This is a genomic window from Rothia sp. HMSC068F09 (genome assembly GCF_001812775.1).
GTDB lineage: Bacteria > Actinomycetota > Actinomycetes > Actinomycetales > Micrococcaceae > Rothia > Rothia mucilaginosa_A.
Genome location: NZ_KV810419.1, coordinates 208,235 through 225,401, shown reverse-complemented (window position 1 = coordinate 225,401; position 17,167 = coordinate 208,235). Strand labels below are relative to the sequence as shown.

Below are 17,167 nucleotides of genomic sequence, written 5' to 3'. Positions count from 1 at the left end.
CCTCCGCGCCTACGCAGGGGCACCCGTCACACGGGTGCTCCGCACTCTCCTCGCTTCGCTGCGGAGAGCACCCGTGTGACACCCTGAGGGCGCTTCCGGAAGGTGTAGCCTCACCGCCTGGTCCGCATAGGCTACGGAGAACGCCCTGATGTCACTACGGACGACACCGCCCCTCCACGCCTTCCTCAACGACTAGCCTGCCGCCAGGGTCTGTGCCGGATCAATACGCGAAGCCTTCGCCGCCGGGTACAGACCAGCCAACACACCAACCAGCGCACCAGCACCCAGGCCCAGCAGAATAGTGTCGGCACTAATAATCGGCGTCCAACGGTTCAGCAAAGACACAATCGAAATGCCGTTAACCGCCAACACAATACCAGCCACAGCACCCAGGATGCCGGTCAGCAACGCCTCCGCCGAGAACTGCAGCAAAATACCCGAAGGGCGCATACCAATAGCCAGACGCAAACCAACCTCACGGCGACGCTCCATCACCGCAACCAAGAACGTATTCATAATGCCCATCGCACCAATTACGAGGGTAATAACGCTCATGGCTAGAAGCATGGTGCGTTGCTGCTGGTCGACAGCCTCACGAAGAGTCTTCGGCTCCGGCGGCACACTCACGCTATACAGGGCGGGACGTTCCGGCGAGAGCGCGTACGGTGCTTCCTCCGCAATCTGGTTTGCGGCACCTGCAACAGTACTCACCACAATCTGAGTGGAACGCTTACCGGTCTGCGCCGCAACGGCACCACCACCGGCAGCGGGCTGCGCTTCTTCAACATCGGCACCAGGCTTCGCACCCAGAGGCAGGTAGACCGAACCGTACGACAGAGTCAGCGAGGGATTCTCCCGCACCACACCGATGACGGTGTACGGCTCATCATGAATATAGACCGTAACTCCGGGGCTATAGGGCAGCGCGAGCTGGCGCATCACGCTTTCGCTGAGCACCACGACCTTATCGTTCCGCTCCACGTGCCCCTCGTCGAAAGTGCGGCCCCACACCAGTTCGTGACCCTGCACGCTAAAGATACTGGGCGTTGCCGCAAGGACGGCAGCCGTCACGTTCGCGCCGCGCTCGCCAAAGTTGTCGGGACCGCGCTGAATATCTGTGGATTCATACAGCTGATCCACCAGCGCGGTACCGGTCACTCCGTTCAGCTGGCTAACGCGCCGATAATTTTCGCTTGCCGCCAGGCTCAAGAGTTCAGCCCGGCTCATGGATTCGGGGCGGGTAGAGCTAATCGTCAGGTGCTTAGCCCTAAAAATGTCGAAGCTGTCAGCCAGCTGCCCAGAAATGGTGGCGGTCAGACCAACGGTCAGCACGAGCGAAGCGATACCCAGAACCACACCAAGCATGGTGAAGATATTGCGCCTCACCCGGTGCACGGTAGCGTCCCAGGCTTCTTTGAGGGAGGCGAGCGCCCAGGGTGCACGACCACTGCCCTGCGGCTTAGAGGCTTGTTCCTCAGCAAAGCTAGGCAGGTTCAGAGACGCGCGGGCGGTCGTTTCTTCCTGCCGCGGTGCATCCTGCTCGATGAGCTGCCCCTCGTGCATACGTAGCACCCGGTCGCAGTGCTCCGCCACGAGCGGGTCGTGAGTAATCACAATCGTGCTTTGCTGATCGCCCGTACATTCGCGGAGCAGGTCAATGACTTCGCGGGTGAGCTCTTCATCCAGCGAGCCGGTCGGCTCATCGCAGAGCAGCAACGCCGGTTCCCCAATGAGCGCACGAGCAATAGCCACACGTTGCTTTTCGCCGCCGGAGAGAGTGGTGATGGGTGCATCCGTTCGGTGGCTCAGCCCCAGCAGGGCGAGAGTATCCGCAACCCGTTGTGCTCGTTCCGCTTTGGGCACGCCACGGTAGATGAGCGGTAGCTCAACGTTGCGGTACACGTTCTTATGCTCGATGAGGTGGAACGCTTGGAAGACGAAACCGATGCTGTCCAGGCGCGCTTCAGCTCGCTGTGCCGCGTTGAAGGTTGCGGTGTCTGTACCGTCCAGCAGGTAGCTGCCGGAGGCGGGCGTGCTGAGCAGACCGAGGATGTTCAGCAGGGTTGATTTGCCGCTGCCGGACGGTCCCAGGATTGCGACGACTTCTCCGTAGCGGACTTTCAGGTCAATATTTTTGAGCACGTCAATTCGAGTGTCACCCTGCATAAAGTGCTGGGACACTCCCTGAATATTGACGCTATAGGCTGGTGGGTGCGCGTGAGCGGCGCGGGAGTCAGTCATGGCTACTCCCTACTTTTTCTCGCGCATGATTTTGACGCTGTCGCCTTCGTGCAGGTCACCGGTGACGGCGTTCTTGCCGTTGGCGTTGCTGATGACGGTAACGGTTACCTCGCGTTCTTCGCGGGTCTTCGATCCGTTGGAGCTTTCGGGGCCGAGCACGATGACTCGGGTCTGTCCGTCACGGGTGTAGAGCGCCGATGAGGGTACAACCAGGTGCGCTTCGGGGGTTTCTTCGAGGGTGAGTTCCGCGTTGACGGCGCCTCGGAGGCTGTCCGCCTTATCCCCTACGTCGAGGGTGAGGATGCGTTCCCCTTCGGTGCTTCCTGCCGCACCGGCTGCACCGTTGAGGTTGGAGCCAGCCGCACCTTCTGCACCATTGGCCTGGCGACCGGCCTGGCTGTTGCCTGCGGCACCGGCGGCTTCGGTGGTGTTCTTGTATCCGAGGGTTGCGACGTACTCAGTATCACCGAGGGAGGGCACGGTTACCTTCTGACCGCTACGGGCTTCGGGGGTGAGCCTACCGGTGGTTCCGGTGCAGCTGAGGGTCTTGCTACCTTCTGCGATGGTGGCTACGGGACCATCTGCGATAGCGCCGGTTGCGCGGGGGTTGCCGGTGACAACTCCGGCACGGTTGATGATAAGGAAGTAACGGGAGGGAATAGGCTGGTCAGTCTTGACGTGCGCGTAGCCGAGGCTGTCAAGGAGGTTGTTGAGAGCCTCGTAGGTGTCTTCGGTAATGCGCGCGGGCTGCGGACCCTGACGCCCCATGGCAGTCAGTGCCTCGTTGAGGAGTGCAGCATCGGGGCCGCTATCGTCGAGTTTGAGATCGCGGTAGAGCGCGAAGCCGCCGGTGAGGGTGATGAGAGGTTCACCGTTGACTTCTGCGATGAGGGTTCCGTTGCCGACGGTGTCACCGTGTTTGATGGTGATTGCGGTGTATTGTCCTTCGCCGCTGTAGCGTAGCGGGGTTGAGGTGGCGTAGTTCGCGGTGCAGGTCAGGGGTACGGTGGTGCGCAGTTTTTCGCGGGCGACCGTGGCGGTGATGGTGGAGGGGTCCGGGGGTGCCGCTTCCGCGTCTTTTTGGGCGGTGGTTTTGATGTTTTGGGCGCTGATGAGCGTACCGACGGTGATGATGAGGAGCAGGGCGATAATGCCGTAAAGCCAGAGGGTTTTCTTCTGGCGGGTGGGGGTGGCGCTCATGGGGTCCCTTCTTTGGGTGCGCGTACGGGAACGCTATTGTCTGTGCCGTTTGGGCTTAGGCGGCGGTGCCGTGTGGGGTTAGTTTGTGCCCGGCACGGGGATACGTGCCGGGCACAATACGCTGTGACGAGGTGCAGCCTCCGTGGCTACTCTGTATGCCTGTTCTGGATAGTCCGGTCTGATTAGCCCGGAGAGTTAGCTCAGAATCTTTCGGGCGTTCTCTTCAGCAGTTTTCTTGGCGGTGGTCACCTGCTCGATGAGACCCTGCTCCTTTTCGAGGAAGGAACTCAGGTAAGCGATAGCCATCTTTCGCTGTTCTGCATCTAGCCCGGTTGCTTCGCGGCAGGTCGCATCGTTGATTGCCAGTTCGTGGGTGTCTTGGTTGTTCTGGCGGTACTGTTCGCGAGCCATAACCGGCGTGGTGTAGTCTCCCCCGAAGCGTTCCTTCATACACTGTGCCCACTTCTCGGTGGCGGGCCCAAGGTCTTTGAAGATTGCGTCGTTGTTGAGGTAGTGAACCGCAGTGACGTAGACCTTTTTTATGGTCGCACGGGATTCTTCTGAACCGAAGACTGCGCGGGTGGCTTCTTGTTGGCAACCACCCTTTCCTTCGGTGCCGTTTAGAGCCTGCATTTCGGCTTCGCTCATAGTACGGCTCTGCTCTTCCAGTGCTGTAGTAGCCAAAGAGTAGCGCTCTTCGTATCCGCGAGCGCGGGCGTCCGCAACGGTGAGAGGTTCAAGATCAGCCTGCAGAAGCAGCGGGATTTCAGTTTCTCCGGCAGGAACCTTGTAGTTCGGGAAACCTCGTTCAGTCATGCACTGGCTCAGGGAACGCTGGTAGGCACGAACAACGTTGTCAGAAAGTGAGGCGAGGTTCTCTACTTTTTCGATAGCTTGACTATCGGGGCTCTTGGAGGCGCTATACGCCTTCTCAGCGTTAGCGGACGCCGAGGAGTCGGCACTGGGCTGCCCGGATGCGCAGGAGCTAAGCAGCAGGGTTAGCGGGAGTAGAGCCCCGGCTAGGGTTCGTAGGGTGTTCTGTCGACGCATAGGTGGGCACTTCCTCGTGAAATATAGCTGCATCTTTGTCCGCTCGTTCAGGGGCTCTTCGTTGTTTGCCCTTGAGAGAAGATGATTTGAACACTAGCCTACTATGCGCCGGGGGGGAGGCAATAGGAGACGGGGTCCGCCTTCGGACCCCATGCAGTGTTTGGGAGGCACTCCGCATGTTTCTCCATCGGGATACGACTGGAGGGGCGGCGTTCACCGGAGCGGGGTAGCTATACCCTCCGGAAGCGACATCAGGGTGCCCACCCGGGCGCTCTCCGCCGCGAAGCAAGGAGAAGCGGAGCGTCCGGGTGCGGCGGGTGCCCCTGCAGGAGCGGAGGAAGGGTATAGCGTACCCACCCGCCCTGTAGGAACGAGGACGATAACCGCCTTTCCAAGCGGAAGCGACCGTACAGAACCATACGGAACCTGGCATGGGGTAAAGCATGAAAGAGGCGCCGCTTCCCACCTCGGGAGACGACGCCTCTTTCGTTAGAACCGGGTCAGCGGAAAAGCTTAGCCTTCCACGCCGCACTCAGCCAGGATCAGCTCACGCACGCGGGCGGCGTCAGCCTGACCGCGGGTAGCCTTCATGACCTGACCGACGATAGCGCCAGCAGCCTGAATCTTGCCGGCACGGATCTTGTCGGCAACGTCGGGCATTGCTGCCAGTGCTTCCTGAACGGCTGCGGTGAGTGCGCCGTCGTCGGAGACCACTGCCAGGCCGCGGGCTTCAACGATTTCGGCGGGGGTGCCTTCACCGGCGAGGACGAACTCGAGCACCTGGCGGGCGATCTTGTCATTAATCTTGCCTTCGCCAATGAGCGCTTCGAGGGCGACCACGGTTGCGGGCTCCACGCCGAGGGCGGTGAGCTCAACCTCAGCCTGCTTTGCGCGGCGGGCGATTTCGCCCATCCACCACTTGCGGGCTGCTGCAGCGGTTGCACCCGCGGCGACGGTCTCTTCGATGACGTCGAGTGCGCCTGCGTTCACCACATCGCGGAACTCTTCGTCGGAGTAGCCCCATTCGTTCTTGAGGCGGCGGCGGCGCTCTGCCGGCGGTTCGGGCAGCTCGGCGCGCAGACGCTCAATCCACTCGCTGTTGGTGACGACCGGTACGAGGTCCGGCTCCGGGAAGTAACGGTAGTCGTCAGCATCGGACTTGGGGCGACCCGAGGAGGTTTCGCGGGTGTCTTCGTGCCAGTGGCGGGTCTCCTGGGTGACCTTCTCGCCGCGTTCAAGGATTGCGGCGTGGCGGCGAATCTCGTAGCGGACGGCGCGTTCGACCGAGCGCAGGGAGTTCACGTTCTTGGTCTCGGAGCGGGTGCCGAACTTCTCTGCGCCCTTGGGCATGAGGGAGACGTTGGCGTCGCAGCGGACGTTACCGCGTTCCATGCGGGCGTCGGAGATGCCGAGAGAGCGCACGATGTCGCGGATGGCGGCAACGTAGGCGCGGGCCAGCTCGGGTGCTCGCTCGCCGGCACCGACGATGGGTCGGGTCACGATTTCGATGAGCGGCACGCCGGCACGGTTGTAGTCGACCAGGGAGAAGGTTGCACCCTGGATGCGGCCGTCGGCACCACCGACGTGGGTGAGCTTACCGGCGTCCTCCTCCATGTGGGCGCGCTCAATCTCGACGGTGAAGATGGTGCCGTCGTCGAGCTCGACGTCCAGGGAGCCGTTTTCGGCGATGGGGCCGTCGGCCTGGGAGGTCTGGAAGTTCTTCGGCGAGTCCGGGTAGAAGTAGTTCTTACGGGCGAAGTAGGACTTATCCGCGATATCGCAGCCCAGCGCCAGGCCGAGCTTGATGGCGGACTCGACGGCGGTCTTGTTCACCACGGGCAGCGCGCCGGGCAGGCCGAGCGAGACGGGGGTGATGTTGGTGTTGGGCGTATCGCCGAATTCGTTGGGTGCGGAGTCGAACATCTTGGTGTTGGTGTTCAGCTCGACGTGCACCTCGAAGCCGAGGACGGGGTCGTACTTTTCGATGGCTTCTTCGAAGCTGAGGACTTCTTCACTCATTACTTGGTTCCCCCAAAGTCAAAGTCGCGGATCAGGGTTTCGGTGTCGGGCAGGCTCTTGTAGAGCGGTGCGCCCCACTTTGCGGTCAGCAGTTCTTCCAGGGCTGCACCGACGCGGTAGAGGCGTGCATCCTCGCGGGCGGGTGCGGTGAACTGGATGCCGACGGGCAGGTTGTTCTCCTCGGAGAGGCCGCCGGGCAGGGAGAGCGCCGGGACGCCAGCCAGGTTGACGGGCACGGTGGCGACGTCGCCCAGGTACATGGCCATGGGGTCGCCTTCGGTCTTCTCGCCGAGCTTGAACGCGGTGGAGGGTGCGGTCGGGGAGATCAGCACGTCGCACTTTTCGAAGGCGGCGGCGTAGTCGCGCTGGATGAGGGTGCGCACGCGCAGTGCGGCGCCGTAGTAGGCGTCGTAGTTACCTGCGGACAGCGCGTAGGTGCCGAGGATGATACGGCGCTTCACCTCGTGGCCGAAGCCGGCGGCGCGGGTAGCGGCCATGACTCGCTCGATGGTGACGGGGCCGTCCTCGGGTACGACGCGCAGGCCGTAGCGCACGCCGTCGTAGCGTGCCAGGTTGGAGGACACCTCGGAGGACATGATCATGTAGTAGGCGCTGATGGCCTCGGTGACGGAGGGCAGGGAGACCTCAACGATCTCGGCGCCCGCGGCGCGCAGAGCCTCGACGGATTCGCGGAAGCGCGCGAGCACGCCGGCCTCGAAGCCTTCGCCGTCGCCGCCGCCGAGCTCCTTGATGACGCCGACGCGCAGGCCGGAGAGGTCACCCTTGCGGGCTGCTTCTGCGCCTGCCTTGGCCTCTTCGGCGAAGTTGCCGGGCGTATCGGGCAGAGAGGTGGAGTCGAGCGGGTCGTGACCTGCGATGGCCTCGTGCAGCATGGCGGTGTCGAGCACGGTGCGTGCGACGGGACCGACCTGGTCGAGGGAGGAAGCCATGGCAATGACGCCGTAACGGGAGACGGAGCCGTAGGTGGGCTTGACGCCGACGCTACCGGTCAGCGCTGCGGGCTGGCGGATGGAGCCACCGGTGTCGGTACCCAGGGCCAGGGGCGCCTGGAACGCGGTGACGGCCGCTGCGGAGCCGCCGCCGGAGCCGCCGGGGGCGCGGTCGAGTGCCCAGGGGTTGCGGACCACGCCGAACGCGGAGTGCTCGTTGGAGGAGCCCATGGCGAATTCGTCGAGGTTGGTCTTGCCGAGGATCGGCATGCGTGCCTCGCGAACCTTGCGGGTGACGGTGCCGTCGTAGGGGCTCATCCAGCCTTCAAGCATGCGGGATGCCGCGGTGGTGGGCTGACCCTTGGTGACGATGAGGTCCTTAACGGCGATGGGCACACCGGCCAGCGGGGGCAGTTCCTTGCCCGCTGCGCGGTCTGCATCCACTGCTGCCGCGGTGGCGAGTGCTTCTTCGGCGTTGACGTGCAGGAAGGCGTTGAGGCCGCTCTTGCCGTCTGCGCGGTTATCGCTCAGGGGTGCGCCATCGGTGGCGGCGATGCGGTCCAGGTGCGCCTGGGTGAGTTCGACGGAGGTAATCTCGCCGGCGGCCAGCTTGGCGGCGGCTTCGGCGGCGGTGAGCTGAATCAGTTCGTTCACTTGGTGTGTCTCCTCTTAGTCTTCGTCGAGGATTGCCGGCACGCGGAACTTGCCGTCCTGTGCGTCGGGGGCGCCGGAGAGCGCCTCTTCCTGGGTGAGGGTCGGGACGGGTACGTCTTCGCGGAAGACGTTCTCGAGGGGGATCGGGTGGCTGGTCGCGGGGATGTCGGCAGTTGCTTTCTGCGACATGGTCTCAACGGATGCGACGATGATGTCGAGTTCAGACGCCATCGCGGTGAGTTCTTCATCGGTCATCTCAATGAGTGCCAGCGATGCCAGGTGCTTGACCTGTTCAAAGGTGATGGCAGACATGGTTCTCCCGTAGTTTTGTTTTTTGTTTCTTCTCTAGTGTAGTGGAGGTTGGGTTTCTCGTCTCTTCGGGAGGCGTTCTGCCTACCTATCGGTCGGGGTATCGCCCGAGGGGGCGTGCGGCGGCGACCTTCACCGGGTACGTTCGGCTCCGCTACCGGAGGTTAACGCACAACGCCCCGCTCCTTCGGTGAAGGGCGGGGCGTTGTGGTACAGCGTCAGAACGACCGCTTCAGGGGTGAACCTTATGCGGGGATGTTCAGGACCTGGCCGGGGAAGATCAGGTCAACGTTGTAGATGATGTCGGTGTTCGCAGCGGCGATTGCCTGGTAGCCACCTGCAACGCCGAGCTTCGAAGCGATCAGCGAGAGGGAGTCACCGGGAACCACGGTGTAGGTGCCTGCTGCAGCCTTGGGAGCTGCAACGGGTGCGGCTGCGGGAGCCTCAACTGCCGGTGCTGCTGCGGGTGCCTCAACTGCTGCGGGAGCTGCCTGAGCTGCCGGTGCTGCTGCGGGAGCCTCAACTGCTGCGGGTGCAGCCTGAGCTGCAGGAGCTGCGGGTGCAGCCTGTGCCGCGGGAGCGGTGTAGGTCTGCTGGGTCTGCGACTGTGCAGCCACGGTGGTGGTGGGCTCGGTGTAGGTGGGAGCTGCGCCGGTCTTGCCGTAGAGGCCAAGCTTAGCGGAGCATGCGGGCCATGCGCCCCAGCCCTGGATAGCGAGCAGACGCTCGCCTGCCTCGATCTGCTGTGCACGGGTAGCGTTCGCGGGGGAGCCGGACATGCCGACGCCGTTCCAGGACTGCTGGGTGAACTGCAGACCGCCGTAGAAGCCGTTACCGGTGTTGATGGACCAGTTACCACCGGACTCGCACTGTGCCAGTGCGTCCCAGGTAGCACCGTCTACTGCGTTTGCAGCGGGCATCGACATGGTAGCTGCTGCAACGCCACCGATGGCGAGAGCTGCTGCGGTACGACGAATGGAAGTGTTCTTCATAATGCTCCTTGGGGCCGTCCCCGCTCGTTCCGTCCCCGGAACTCTGGCGCGGCGCCGCTCACCCTTTGATAACGAAGTAGGTTACTCATTTTCTGGCTCTACCATGTGAGCGGCTCTCCATCGATTTCACGTCACCGTGAGCGATTCTGCGCTAGTGCGCGGAATCCGGTGGCACTTCCTCGGTGGGGACGTGCGGTAGAACCGGGCATCGTTTCAAGCATTCCAAGCTTGAAACCACATAAGCGATTCCCTGACGAGAATCTTTCTGGTCTCCAAGATAGCCGAGGTTGTGGCGGTTTCCAACCCCGTTTTAGGTTCACAGCGAACGTCCCGACTTCTCCCAGGGTTCTTTAAGGTAAAGAGTGCAGGAAACATTAATCCCCCGGTTGAGCCCCTGGGTTTTCACCCTGTTTCCCCCGGTATTCCAGGGTTTTCTAGGGGGTTTAGCCGGATGCGCTCCCCCGCCCCCGCCTCCTTAAATGGATACCCGTACCACCCCAATAGGGGATTCGAACAGCGTGTAAAAAAATTTTAAATATTTCTACGCTCTCGGAGTGTTTTAAGCTCTCCAACCCCCAGAAACTGTGGTAATTACAAATGCCAAATTTTGGTATTCGGGCCCCGAAGAACACTCTTCGGGGCCCGAATGGCGTACATATATACCTCAATACCCCGCGGCACGCAGTACCGCGCCCCGCGGAGACAGGGGGAATACCTCGACGGCTTACGCCTCCGACTCCCCGGGGGTGCTGCCGGAGCCGGTCTCAAGCGCCTCCGGGCCGCCCTCGAGCAGGGTGGTGAAGCCCTCCTCATCCAGCACCCGCACCCCCAGAGCCTCGGCCTTATCCAGCTTCGAGCCGGCGTTCGCGCCAGCCACCACAAAGTGGGTCTTCTTCGAGACCGAGCCGGAGGCCTTGCCGCCTCGAGAAATAATCGCTTCCTTTGCCCCGTCGCGGGTGTAGCCGTTCAGGGTGCCGGTCACGACCACGGTCAGACCCTCCAAGGTGCGCTCCACCGATTCGTCGCGGTTATCCTCCATGCGCACGCCGGCGGCGGCCCAGGAATCCACGATTTCGGCGTGCCAATCCTCGGCAAACCACTCGATAATCGAGTCCGCGATGGTGGGGCCCACGCCGTCCACCGAGGCCAGACGCTCGCGATCCGCCTCGCGGATAGCCTGCATCGAACCGAACTCGGTCGCAAGCGCACGGGCGGCGGTCGGACCCACGTGGCGAATAGAGAGGGCAACCAGCACGCGCCACAGCGGCTGCTGCTTAGCCTTCTCCAGCTCGGCGAAGAGGTTCAGCGTATTCTTCGTGGGCTTCGGCTCGGGGCGCGCCTTGGTCGGCTTGGTGTAGAAGTAGGGCACGCGCTCCATCTTCCCGGTGCCCACGCCCTTGACCTTCTTCTCACGCTCGATGGTCACCTCGCGCAGGTCCTCGGGGGTCAGGTCGAAGAGATGCGCCTCGGTGGTCAGCGGAGGGGTGTCCGGGGTTGCGGGGCTGGTGAGCGCCTTGGCGGCCTCGAAGCCGAGTGCCTCAATGTCGAAGGCGCCGCGGCTTGCCGCGTAGTACACGCGCTCGGTCAGCTGTGCCGGGCAGGAGCGGGGGTTCGTGCAGCGCAGGTCCACGTCGCCCTCCTTGCCGGGGGCCAGCGGCGAACCGCAGGAGGGGCACTCGCTGGGCATGACGAACTCGCGTTCGGTGCCGTCACGCAGGGCGACCACGGGGGCGACGATTTCGGGGATCACGTCGCCTGCCTTGCGCAGCACCACGGTGTCGCCGATGAGCACGCCCTTAGCCTTGACCACATCCTGGTTGTGCAGGGTGGCTCGCTCCACGGTCGAGCCCGAGACAAACACGGGCTCCATGACGCCGTAGGGGGTCACGCGGCCGGTGCGCCCCACGTCCACGCGGATGTCCAGCAGCTTGGTGTTCACCTCTTCGGGCGGGTACTTGTACGCCACGGCCCAGCGCGGCACGCGAGAGGTGTAGCCCAGCTGCGCCTGGGTCGCGAAGTCGTTGACCTTGATGACGATGCCGTCAATCTCGTGCACGAGGGAGTGGCGCTGCTCGCCGTAGCGGTTGATGAAGTCGAAGATGCCCTCGACCGAATCGGTCAGCTCGCTATAGGGGCTCACGGGCAGGCCCCAGGAGGCGAGCAGGTCGTAGGTCTCAAACTGGGTGGCAATCTCCAGGCCGGTACGCGAGCCGATGCCGTGCACGTACATGCTTAGCGGTCGGGAGGCGGTCACCGCCGGGTCCTTCTGGCGCAGCGAACCTGCCGCGGCGTTACGCGGGTTCGCGAAGGGGTTCTTGCCGGCGGCAATCATGGACTCGTTGAGCTTCTCGAAGTCGGCGGAGGAGATGAACACCTCGCCGCGAATCTCGATTTCTTCGGGGTGGCCCTCGCCGCTCAGCTGCTGCGGGATACTCGCAATGGTGCGCACGTTGTGGGTGACGTCCTCGCCGGTGGTGCCGTCACCGCGGGTTGCGGCGCGCACGAGGGTGCCGTTGCGGTAAAGCAGGTTCACGGCCAGGCCGTCAATTTTCAGCTCGGTGAGCCAGCGCGGGGCGGCGCCGGTAAGGTTGCGGACGCTCTCCTCGGTCTTGGTCAGCCAGGCGCGCAGCTCCTCGAAGGAGAAGACGTCCTCGAGGGAGTACATGCGTTCCAGGTGGGTGACGGGCGCGAAGGCTTCGATGGCTTCGCCGCCGACCTCCTGGGTGGGCGAGTCGTTGGCGATGATGAGCGGGTGCTCGGCCTCGATGATTTCGAGGCGGCGGTAGAGAGCATCGTACTCGGCGTCGGAGAGGAAGGGCGCGTCCTCGTTGTAGTAGGCGCGGCGGGCGGCGCGAATCTTATCTGTCAGCTCCGCGTATTCGGCGCGCAGGGCATCCGTAATCTTCTCGGAGTTTTCTGCGGGACTCCCTGCTCGAGTCTCGGCGGGTGCGGTGGTGGGGGCGTTGTTCTCAGTCACCCGTCCAGTTTAACGTGTTGGGGCGCGCTCCTCCCCCGCCGCCGTCACGGCGGGTCTTTCCCAGCCGGTTTCCCGCGGGTAGAGTTCACCCCCGCATCCTGCCGGCACTCGAGCGAGTACCCGCTGAGGGCGGGGGTGCATCAGAACTATGGGTTTAGGCCTCGACGGCATCCGCCACGATGACGGTGATGTTATCGCGGCCGCCCGAGCGCAGCGCCTCGTGCTGCAGCACGTCCGCGGCGTCCTGCGGGTGACGAATCGAGGTGAGCACGCGGGCCATGTACTCGTGCGAAAGCTCACCGGAGAGGCCGTCGGAGCAGAGCATCAGGCGGTCGCCGGGGCGTGCGGGCAGAACCCAGAAGTCCGGTTCCCAGTAGTTGCCGGTGCCCAGCGCGCGGGTAATCACATTGCGGCGCGGGTGGGTTAGCGCCTCCATGGGCGTAATCTGGCCCTCGTCGACCAGGTACTGCACCTCGGAGTGGTCCGTCGTAATCTGCTCCAGCGATGCGGCGCCCTCGGAGCCGGGCAGCTTCTCCATGCTGGAGTGGTGGATGCCGTCGTCCTCGCGCATCAGGCGGTAGGTACGGGAATCGCCGATGTTGAAGACGACCCACAGGTTCTGCCGGCCGATGCGGGTCAGCCACGCACCGGTCACGGTGGTGCCGCCGGAACGCGAGAGAGCTTCCTTGATCTCCTCGTTGGTTTCGCCGAGGATGTCGTGCAGACGGTCGAGTGCCTGCACGATTTCCTTGTTCAGCTCGGCGTTGATGCGGCGGCGGCGCTTGACCGGGTCGCTCTCGTCAATGGCGGCGATGCGTTCGGTGTAGGCCGCCTGCTCGCTTTCGCTACGGCCGCCGGGCATCGTGAAGAAAGGCGAGTAGGCGAGCTGACGCACGCACAGGCGTGAGGCGACCTCGCCAGCTTCGTGGCCGCCCATGCCGTCCGCGACCACGCAGAGGGAACCGGCGACGACCATCGAATCTTCGTTGTTTTCTCGATGTGCGCCACGGTGAGTGGCACCGCCGGTACGTAGTTTCAGTTCAGTCATGAGAGGTTGATCTCCATAGTGTAGTGTGCGCGACGGGTCACCGCCACGGGGTCTACGTTACCAAAGCTTCGGACGTTTCGCGTTCCCTGGGATGTGAGGGTGTAATGATTTCCCACCTGTCGGAGTGTGTTTGCCGTCTCATTATCGGTGAGCACGGTTCCCGGTTCGGCCAGGGAAACCAGGCGCGAGGCCAGGTTTACGCTGGAGCCGTACACGTCGCCGCGGTTGGCCAGAACCTCGCCCCAGATAAAGGCGACGCGCACATCCGGCAGCTGCGGGTCTGCGCCAATCTTTTCGGAGAGCTGCAGGCTAATCTCGGCTATCGCATCCGGGGTTTCGGTGAGGAAGAACACCTCGTCGCCGAGAGTCTTAATGATGCGTCCGCCCAGAGGCGCGATGACGTCCAGGCAGCTCTGCTCGAAGTGGTTAATGAGCTGCGAGAGGGCCGCCGCGTCCAGGTTACGCACCAGGGAGGTGTACGAGACCAGGTCCACGAAGCCCACGCCGCGCACGAGCGGCAGGTGGGCGATGCCCGAGCTAGTGGCGTTGTTCTCGCGCAGGCCCAGGCGCAGGATTCCGGCGTACATCTGGCGGCGGTAGGCGTAGACAGCCAGGTGCTCGAGCGCCTCGAGGTAACGGGGGAAATCCAGAAGCAGCTTGCGGCGGGCCTCACTGTCGTCCACGTTCTCGGTGACCATGATGTTGTGCACCAGGGCCTCAATCTGCCAGGCGACCGTGCGATCGGTCAGCTGGCCCTCGGCGCGCACCAGGGACACCACGTACTCCATGCGAATCGTGCCCTCGTCGTCCAGGGCCCGCAGATCGGCGAGCATGCGCACATCAGTATCGGTGAAGTAGGGAACGTTCGGGGCGATATCGGGGAACCCCATGTTGCGCCAAATGCGGCGGGCCGCCTCCAGCGGAATCCCGGCAAGCTCCGCGGCCTGCGAGGGGGTGTAACGGCTGCCTTCGCCGAGCAGAGACTTTTCGAGGGCGCGCACGCCCTCCTTGGAGCGTTCATCCCGGTAGATGTTGTTTTGAGCGAGGTTCTGCAGAATCTTGAGGTTGAGCATCTGGGTTTCGGGGCCCATGCTCCCGCCGGAAGCACCCACCGAAGCGGTGCCGCCCGATTCCCGCGGAGAGGGTTCGGGTCGGTAGTGGTTCGCCGTGCTCATAACCGTTACCGGTCCTTTCTTCTCTGCCGGATGAATAGTTCGTTGTTCTGCCCGGGCTTGCGCAATCCGCCGGGGCAATAATGCCTGCCGCGCGAGCGCTTCCCGCCGGTTGGGGCACCTTCCGCCGCGGCGAATCGTGCCTTGCACCCCGCCCGGCGTGTGGTTCCGGGCTCACCTCTACCCCCATGAGAGGGCGCGGTAGTGGAGTATTTCACAGTTAAGGATACTCCAGTCAGCGTTTTTCCGGCGGGGTTCAGCCGAGGGGCCGTCCCGCGAGTCCGCTTTGACGCGGCGAAACGATGAGGTTTAGATGTAGCCGGCGCGCAGGGGGTAGTGCTCGCGGTAGGCCGACTCCAGCTCCGCGTCGAAGCGCTCGGGAGCGGGAACGTAGCGCAGACGGTGGTGCACTCCGCGGCATACCACGTAGACCGAACCGTACCCCAGCCAGGACCCCGGAGCGCCCTCGCGCACCCAGCGCTGCCCCAGCGAATCCAGGTAGAGAGACTCGTCGCCTGTGCGGGTCACGAGCCCCCGTCGCACCACCAGGCGGTGCGTGGTGATGAGGTACCCGGTGGTCAGCCAGCGCCACCCGATGCGCAGTGCGCCGATGAAGAACGCGGCCGCCGCAATTGTGCCGACCCACCAGAGGATCGCGGAGGAATGCGCCGTGGATGCGAAGGCCGCAGCCGCGATGCCGAGCAGCAGGCAGGTGAGGCTGGGCAGCAGCGCCCCCGGGTGCTGGCGGGTCGCGACGATGACGTATTCGCCGGGGTTGAGTTGTCCGCGCAGGCGCATGGCACTCCTCGATTGGTGGTGGGTCTGGTGTTGGCGAGGTGGTCGCCGAGGTCTTCTCGTACCTCTAGTGTGCCGGGCGGAAGTCCCCGTAGCTACCGTTGGCCGGGCGCAGGTGCTCAATATCGCCCACCGCGTAGGGGGCGAGCGTGCCGTCCTCGCGGCGAATCAGGATGCGTCCCTGCGCGTCCATGTCCTCGGCCACGCCGCGCACGACGCTGCCGTCGGGCAGGCTCATGGCCACCTCGGCGCCGAGGGTGGAGCACACGGCGCGGGCCGCATCCAGCAGGCTGGGTGCGCCGGTGAGGGGGTCGGCGGCCTCGGGGTCTCCCCCGGCGCGCAGGAAGGCGCGGTAGCGTCGGGCGAAGGCGACCAGCAGGCGCTCGAGCACCTCGGTCGAGTCGACGGTGCATCCCGTGCACAAAAGCAGGCTCGTGGCGGTGGGGACCGGGAGTTGCTCTGCGGTCATATTGGTGTTCTGGCCGATGCCCACGATAATGCTGCGCAGCCTCTCATTGGCTCCGCTTTCGGGTACGAGCTGGGCGAGCACGCCGCAGCCCTTCGCCCCGTTGGCGATAACGTCGTTGGGCCATTTGAGGTGGGCCTCGGCGCCGTAGTGCCGCCAGATGTCCACGACGCTCAGCCCGGCCACGAGGGTGAGCCAGTGGTAGCTGTCTTCGGGCAGTTCGCGGGTACCGGGTTCGGTCGAGGCGTGCGGGCGCACCACGATGCTCGTGGCAAGGCACGCGCCGGGCGGCGCAGTCCAGGGGCGAGCCAGCCGGCCTCGGCCGTCGCTTTGGTAGAGGGTTGAGAAGACGGAGAGTTCGCCGAGGCTTTCGCGGTCGGCGTCGGTTCCGTTCATGAGCAGTTCGCGGGCCCGGGTGGTGGTGGAGTCCACGCTGTCGAAGAGGTGCACGCTCGCGTAGCCGGCATCCAGGGCGGCGGTGCGGGCGCGGGGTGCATCCAGCACGGTGGTATCCAGCACGGTGGCCGGAGTCCGTTCGCTCTCGTTGCTTTCGGTCATATTCTCCCCCGGTTTGTTCTGGTTTTTGGTTTGTTCTGGTTTTCGTGCTTCGCGCGGCACCCGTCGGCACGTTGCGACCCGTTCGGTTCTGCCCAAACGGTGCGGGTTCTCACGATATCATCAAGCGGCCGTCCACCGCGCCCCTTCCCTCGCTTTCTTTGCGTGCCCGCTGTTCCCGGCGGCAACGAGACGGTACATTAGACAGTGCGGGTGTGTAATGCACCGAAGCAGATGCGGGGTCCGCCCCGCTCACCCCGAGTTTTAGCCCGAAGGAAGTCCCCATGGCTCACTACGCAATTACCTACGTTTACGCCGCACCCGAGGAGCAGGCCAAGTACCGTCCGGCTCACCGCGAGTACCTGGCCTCTCAGATTGAGGCCGGCAACCTGATTGTTTCCGGCCCCCTGCTCGACGGCGAGGTCGCAACCGGCGCCCTGCTGATTGCGAAGGTCGATTCCGCTGAGGACGCCGAGAAGATTGTGGCTAACGACCCCATGAACGTCGGCGGCGCCGTGGTTTCGCACACCGTGACCGCCTGGAACCCCGTGCTGGGCACCATCTAGTCGTTTTCCGTCGTCGATACGGACGCTTCCCCTCCCGCGGCTCATAAGGGCCCGCGCGGAGGGGATTTCTGCGTGCACGCGAGTGTATCTAACGATGGGATGTGCGCTCTTCGTCTGGCATGTGTGCCCCAGTTCGCACTATAGTTTAAGGATATGCACTGTTATGCCCGTCC

General features: G+C 63.8%; 13 protein-coding genes. 1 reads left to right on the top strand and 12 read right to left on the bottom strand.

Annotation, left to right across the window (positions count from 1 at the left end):
* Positions 1–192: 192 nt before the first annotated feature.
* From HMPREF2874_RS03135 to HMPREF2874_RS03080, 12 genes are all read right to left on the bottom strand, one after another.
* Complete coding sequence (locus HMPREF2874_RS03135; protein ID WP_070648913.1) at positions 193–2,241, bottom strand: ABC transporter ATP-binding protein/permease; 2,049 nt, start codon at positions 2,239–2,241, stop codon at positions 193–195.
* 9 nt (positions 2,242–2,250) lie between these two features.
* Positions 2,251–3,441, bottom strand: a complete 1,191-nt coding sequence (locus HMPREF2874_RS03130) for an efflux RND transporter periplasmic adaptor subunit (RefSeq protein ID WP_070648912.1) — start codon at positions 3,439–3,441, stop codon at positions 2,251–2,253.
* 195 nt (positions 3,442–3,636) lie between these two features.
* Positions 3,637–4,491, bottom strand: coding sequence for a hypothetical protein (locus HMPREF2874_RS03125; RefSeq protein ID WP_049332864.1), 855 nt, complete (start codon positions 4,489–4,491; stop codon positions 3,637–3,639).
* Between the two features lie 513 nt (positions 4,492–5,004).
* A complete protein-coding gene (gatB, locus tag HMPREF2874_RS03120) occupies positions 5,005–6,510 on the bottom strand; it encodes an Asp-tRNA(Asn)/Glu-tRNA(Gln) amidotransferase subunit GatB (RefSeq protein ID WP_049332865.1) in 1,506 nt (501 codons plus the stop codon).
* The gene (gene gatA / locus HMPREF2874_RS03115; protein ID WP_070483073.1) at positions 6,510–8,114 is read right to left on the bottom strand and encodes an Asp-tRNA(Asn)/Glu-tRNA(Gln) amidotransferase subunit GatA; all 1,605 of its coding nucleotides are present in this window, start codon (positions 8,112–8,114) and stop codon (positions 6,510–6,512) included. The genes gatB and gatA overlap by 1 nt, the downstream gene beginning before the upstream one ends.
* A 15-nt stretch (positions 8,115–8,129) precedes the next feature.
* A complete protein-coding gene (gene gatC / locus HMPREF2874_RS03110) occupies positions 8,130–8,426 on the bottom strand; it encodes an Asp-tRNA(Asn)/Glu-tRNA(Gln) amidotransferase subunit GatC (protein WP_049332870.1) in 297 nt (98 codons plus the stop codon).
* A 242-nt stretch (positions 8,427–8,668) separates the two neighbouring features.
* A complete protein-coding gene (locus tag HMPREF2874_RS03105) occupies positions 8,669–9,415 on the bottom strand; it encodes a transglycosylase family protein (RefSeq protein WP_070648911.1) in 747 nt (248 codons plus the stop codon).
* Positions 9,416–10,139: 724 nt separating this feature from the next.
* Positions 10,140–12,392 (bottom strand): NAD-dependent DNA ligase LigA, encoded by a 2,253-nt coding sequence (gene ligA, locus HMPREF2874_RS03100; protein ID WP_070648910.1) that lies wholly within the window; start codon positions 12,390–12,392, stop codon positions 10,140–10,142.
* Positions 12,393–12,546: 154 nt separating this feature from the next.
* On the bottom strand, positions 12,547–13,440 hold the full coding sequence (locus HMPREF2874_RS03095) for a PP2C family protein-serine/threonine phosphatase (protein ID WP_070483069.1): 894 nt from the start codon (positions 13,438–13,440) through the stop codon (positions 12,547–12,549).
* A complete protein-coding gene (locus HMPREF2874_RS03090; RefSeq protein ID WP_210397951.1) occupies positions 13,437–14,615 on the bottom strand; it encodes an adenylate/guanylate cyclase domain-containing protein in 1,179 nt (392 codons plus the stop codon). The genes HMPREF2874_RS03095 and HMPREF2874_RS03090 overlap by 4 nt, the downstream gene beginning before the upstream one ends.
* A 306-nt stretch (positions 14,616–14,921) precedes the next feature.
* On the bottom strand, positions 14,922–15,410 hold the full coding sequence (locus HMPREF2874_RS03085; RefSeq protein ID WP_070648909.1) for a glucose ABC transporter permease: 489 nt from the start codon (positions 15,408–15,410) through the stop codon (positions 14,922–14,924).
* A 64-nt stretch (positions 15,411–15,474) separates the two neighbouring features.
* On the bottom strand, positions 15,475–16,431 hold the full coding sequence (locus tag HMPREF2874_RS03080; RefSeq protein ID WP_070648908.1) for a biotin--[acetyl-CoA-carboxylase] ligase: 957 nt from the start codon (positions 16,429–16,431) through the stop codon (positions 15,475–15,477).
* A 281-nt stretch (positions 16,432–16,712) separates the two neighbouring features.
* Between HMPREF2874_RS03080 and HMPREF2874_RS03075 the strand changes: the two genes are divergently transcribed.
* A complete protein-coding gene (locus tag HMPREF2874_RS03075; protein ID WP_049332886.1) occupies positions 16,713–16,994 on the top strand; it encodes a YciI family protein in 282 nt (93 codons plus the stop codon).
* Positions 16,995–17,167: the final 173 nt, after the last annotated feature.

Excerpts from the sequence above, each read along its gene's own strand:
- HMPREF2874_RS03135 (WP_070648913.1), bottom strand. The coding sequence starts at position 2,241 with ATGACTGACTCCCGCGCCGCTCACGCGCACCCACCAGCCTATAGCGTC.
- HMPREF2874_RS03130 (WP_070648912.1), bottom strand. The coding sequence starts at position 3,441 with ATGAGCGCCACCCCCACCCGCCAGAAGAAAACCCTCTGGCTTTACGGC.
- HMPREF2874_RS03125 (WP_049332864.1), bottom strand. The coding sequence starts at position 4,491 with ATGCGTCGACAGAACACCCTACGAACCCTAGCCGGGGCTCTACTCCCG.
- gatB (WP_049332865.1), bottom strand. The coding sequence starts at position 6,510 with ATGAGTGAAGAAGTCCTCAGCTTCGAAGAAGCCATCGAAAAGTACGAC.
- gatC (WP_049332870.1), bottom strand. The coding sequence starts at position 8,426 with ATGTCTGCCATCACCTTTGAACAGGTCAAGCACCTGGCATCGCTGGCA.
- HMPREF2874_RS03105 (WP_070648911.1), bottom strand. The coding sequence starts at position 9,415 with ATGAAGAACACTTCCATTCGTCGTACCGCAGCAGCTCTCGCCATCGGT.
- HMPREF2874_RS03095 (WP_070483069.1), bottom strand. The coding sequence starts at position 13,440 with ATGACTGAACTGAAACTACGTACCGGCGGTGCCACTCACCGTGGCGCA.
- HMPREF2874_RS03090 (WP_210397951.1), bottom strand. The coding sequence starts at position 14,615 with ATGAGCACGGCGAACCACTACCGACCCGAACCCTCTCCGCGGGAATCG.
- HMPREF2874_RS03085 (WP_070648909.1), bottom strand. The coding sequence starts at position 15,410 with ATGCGCCTGCGCGGACAACTCAACCCCGGCGAATACGTCATCGTCGCG.
- HMPREF2874_RS03080 (WP_070648908.1), bottom strand. The coding sequence starts at position 16,431 with ATGACCGAAAGCAACGAGAGCGAACGGACTCCGGCCACCGTGCTGGAT.
- HMPREF2874_RS03075 (WP_049332886.1), top strand. The coding sequence starts at position 16,713 with ATGGCTCACTACGCAATTACCTACGTTTACGCCGCACCCGAGGAGCAG.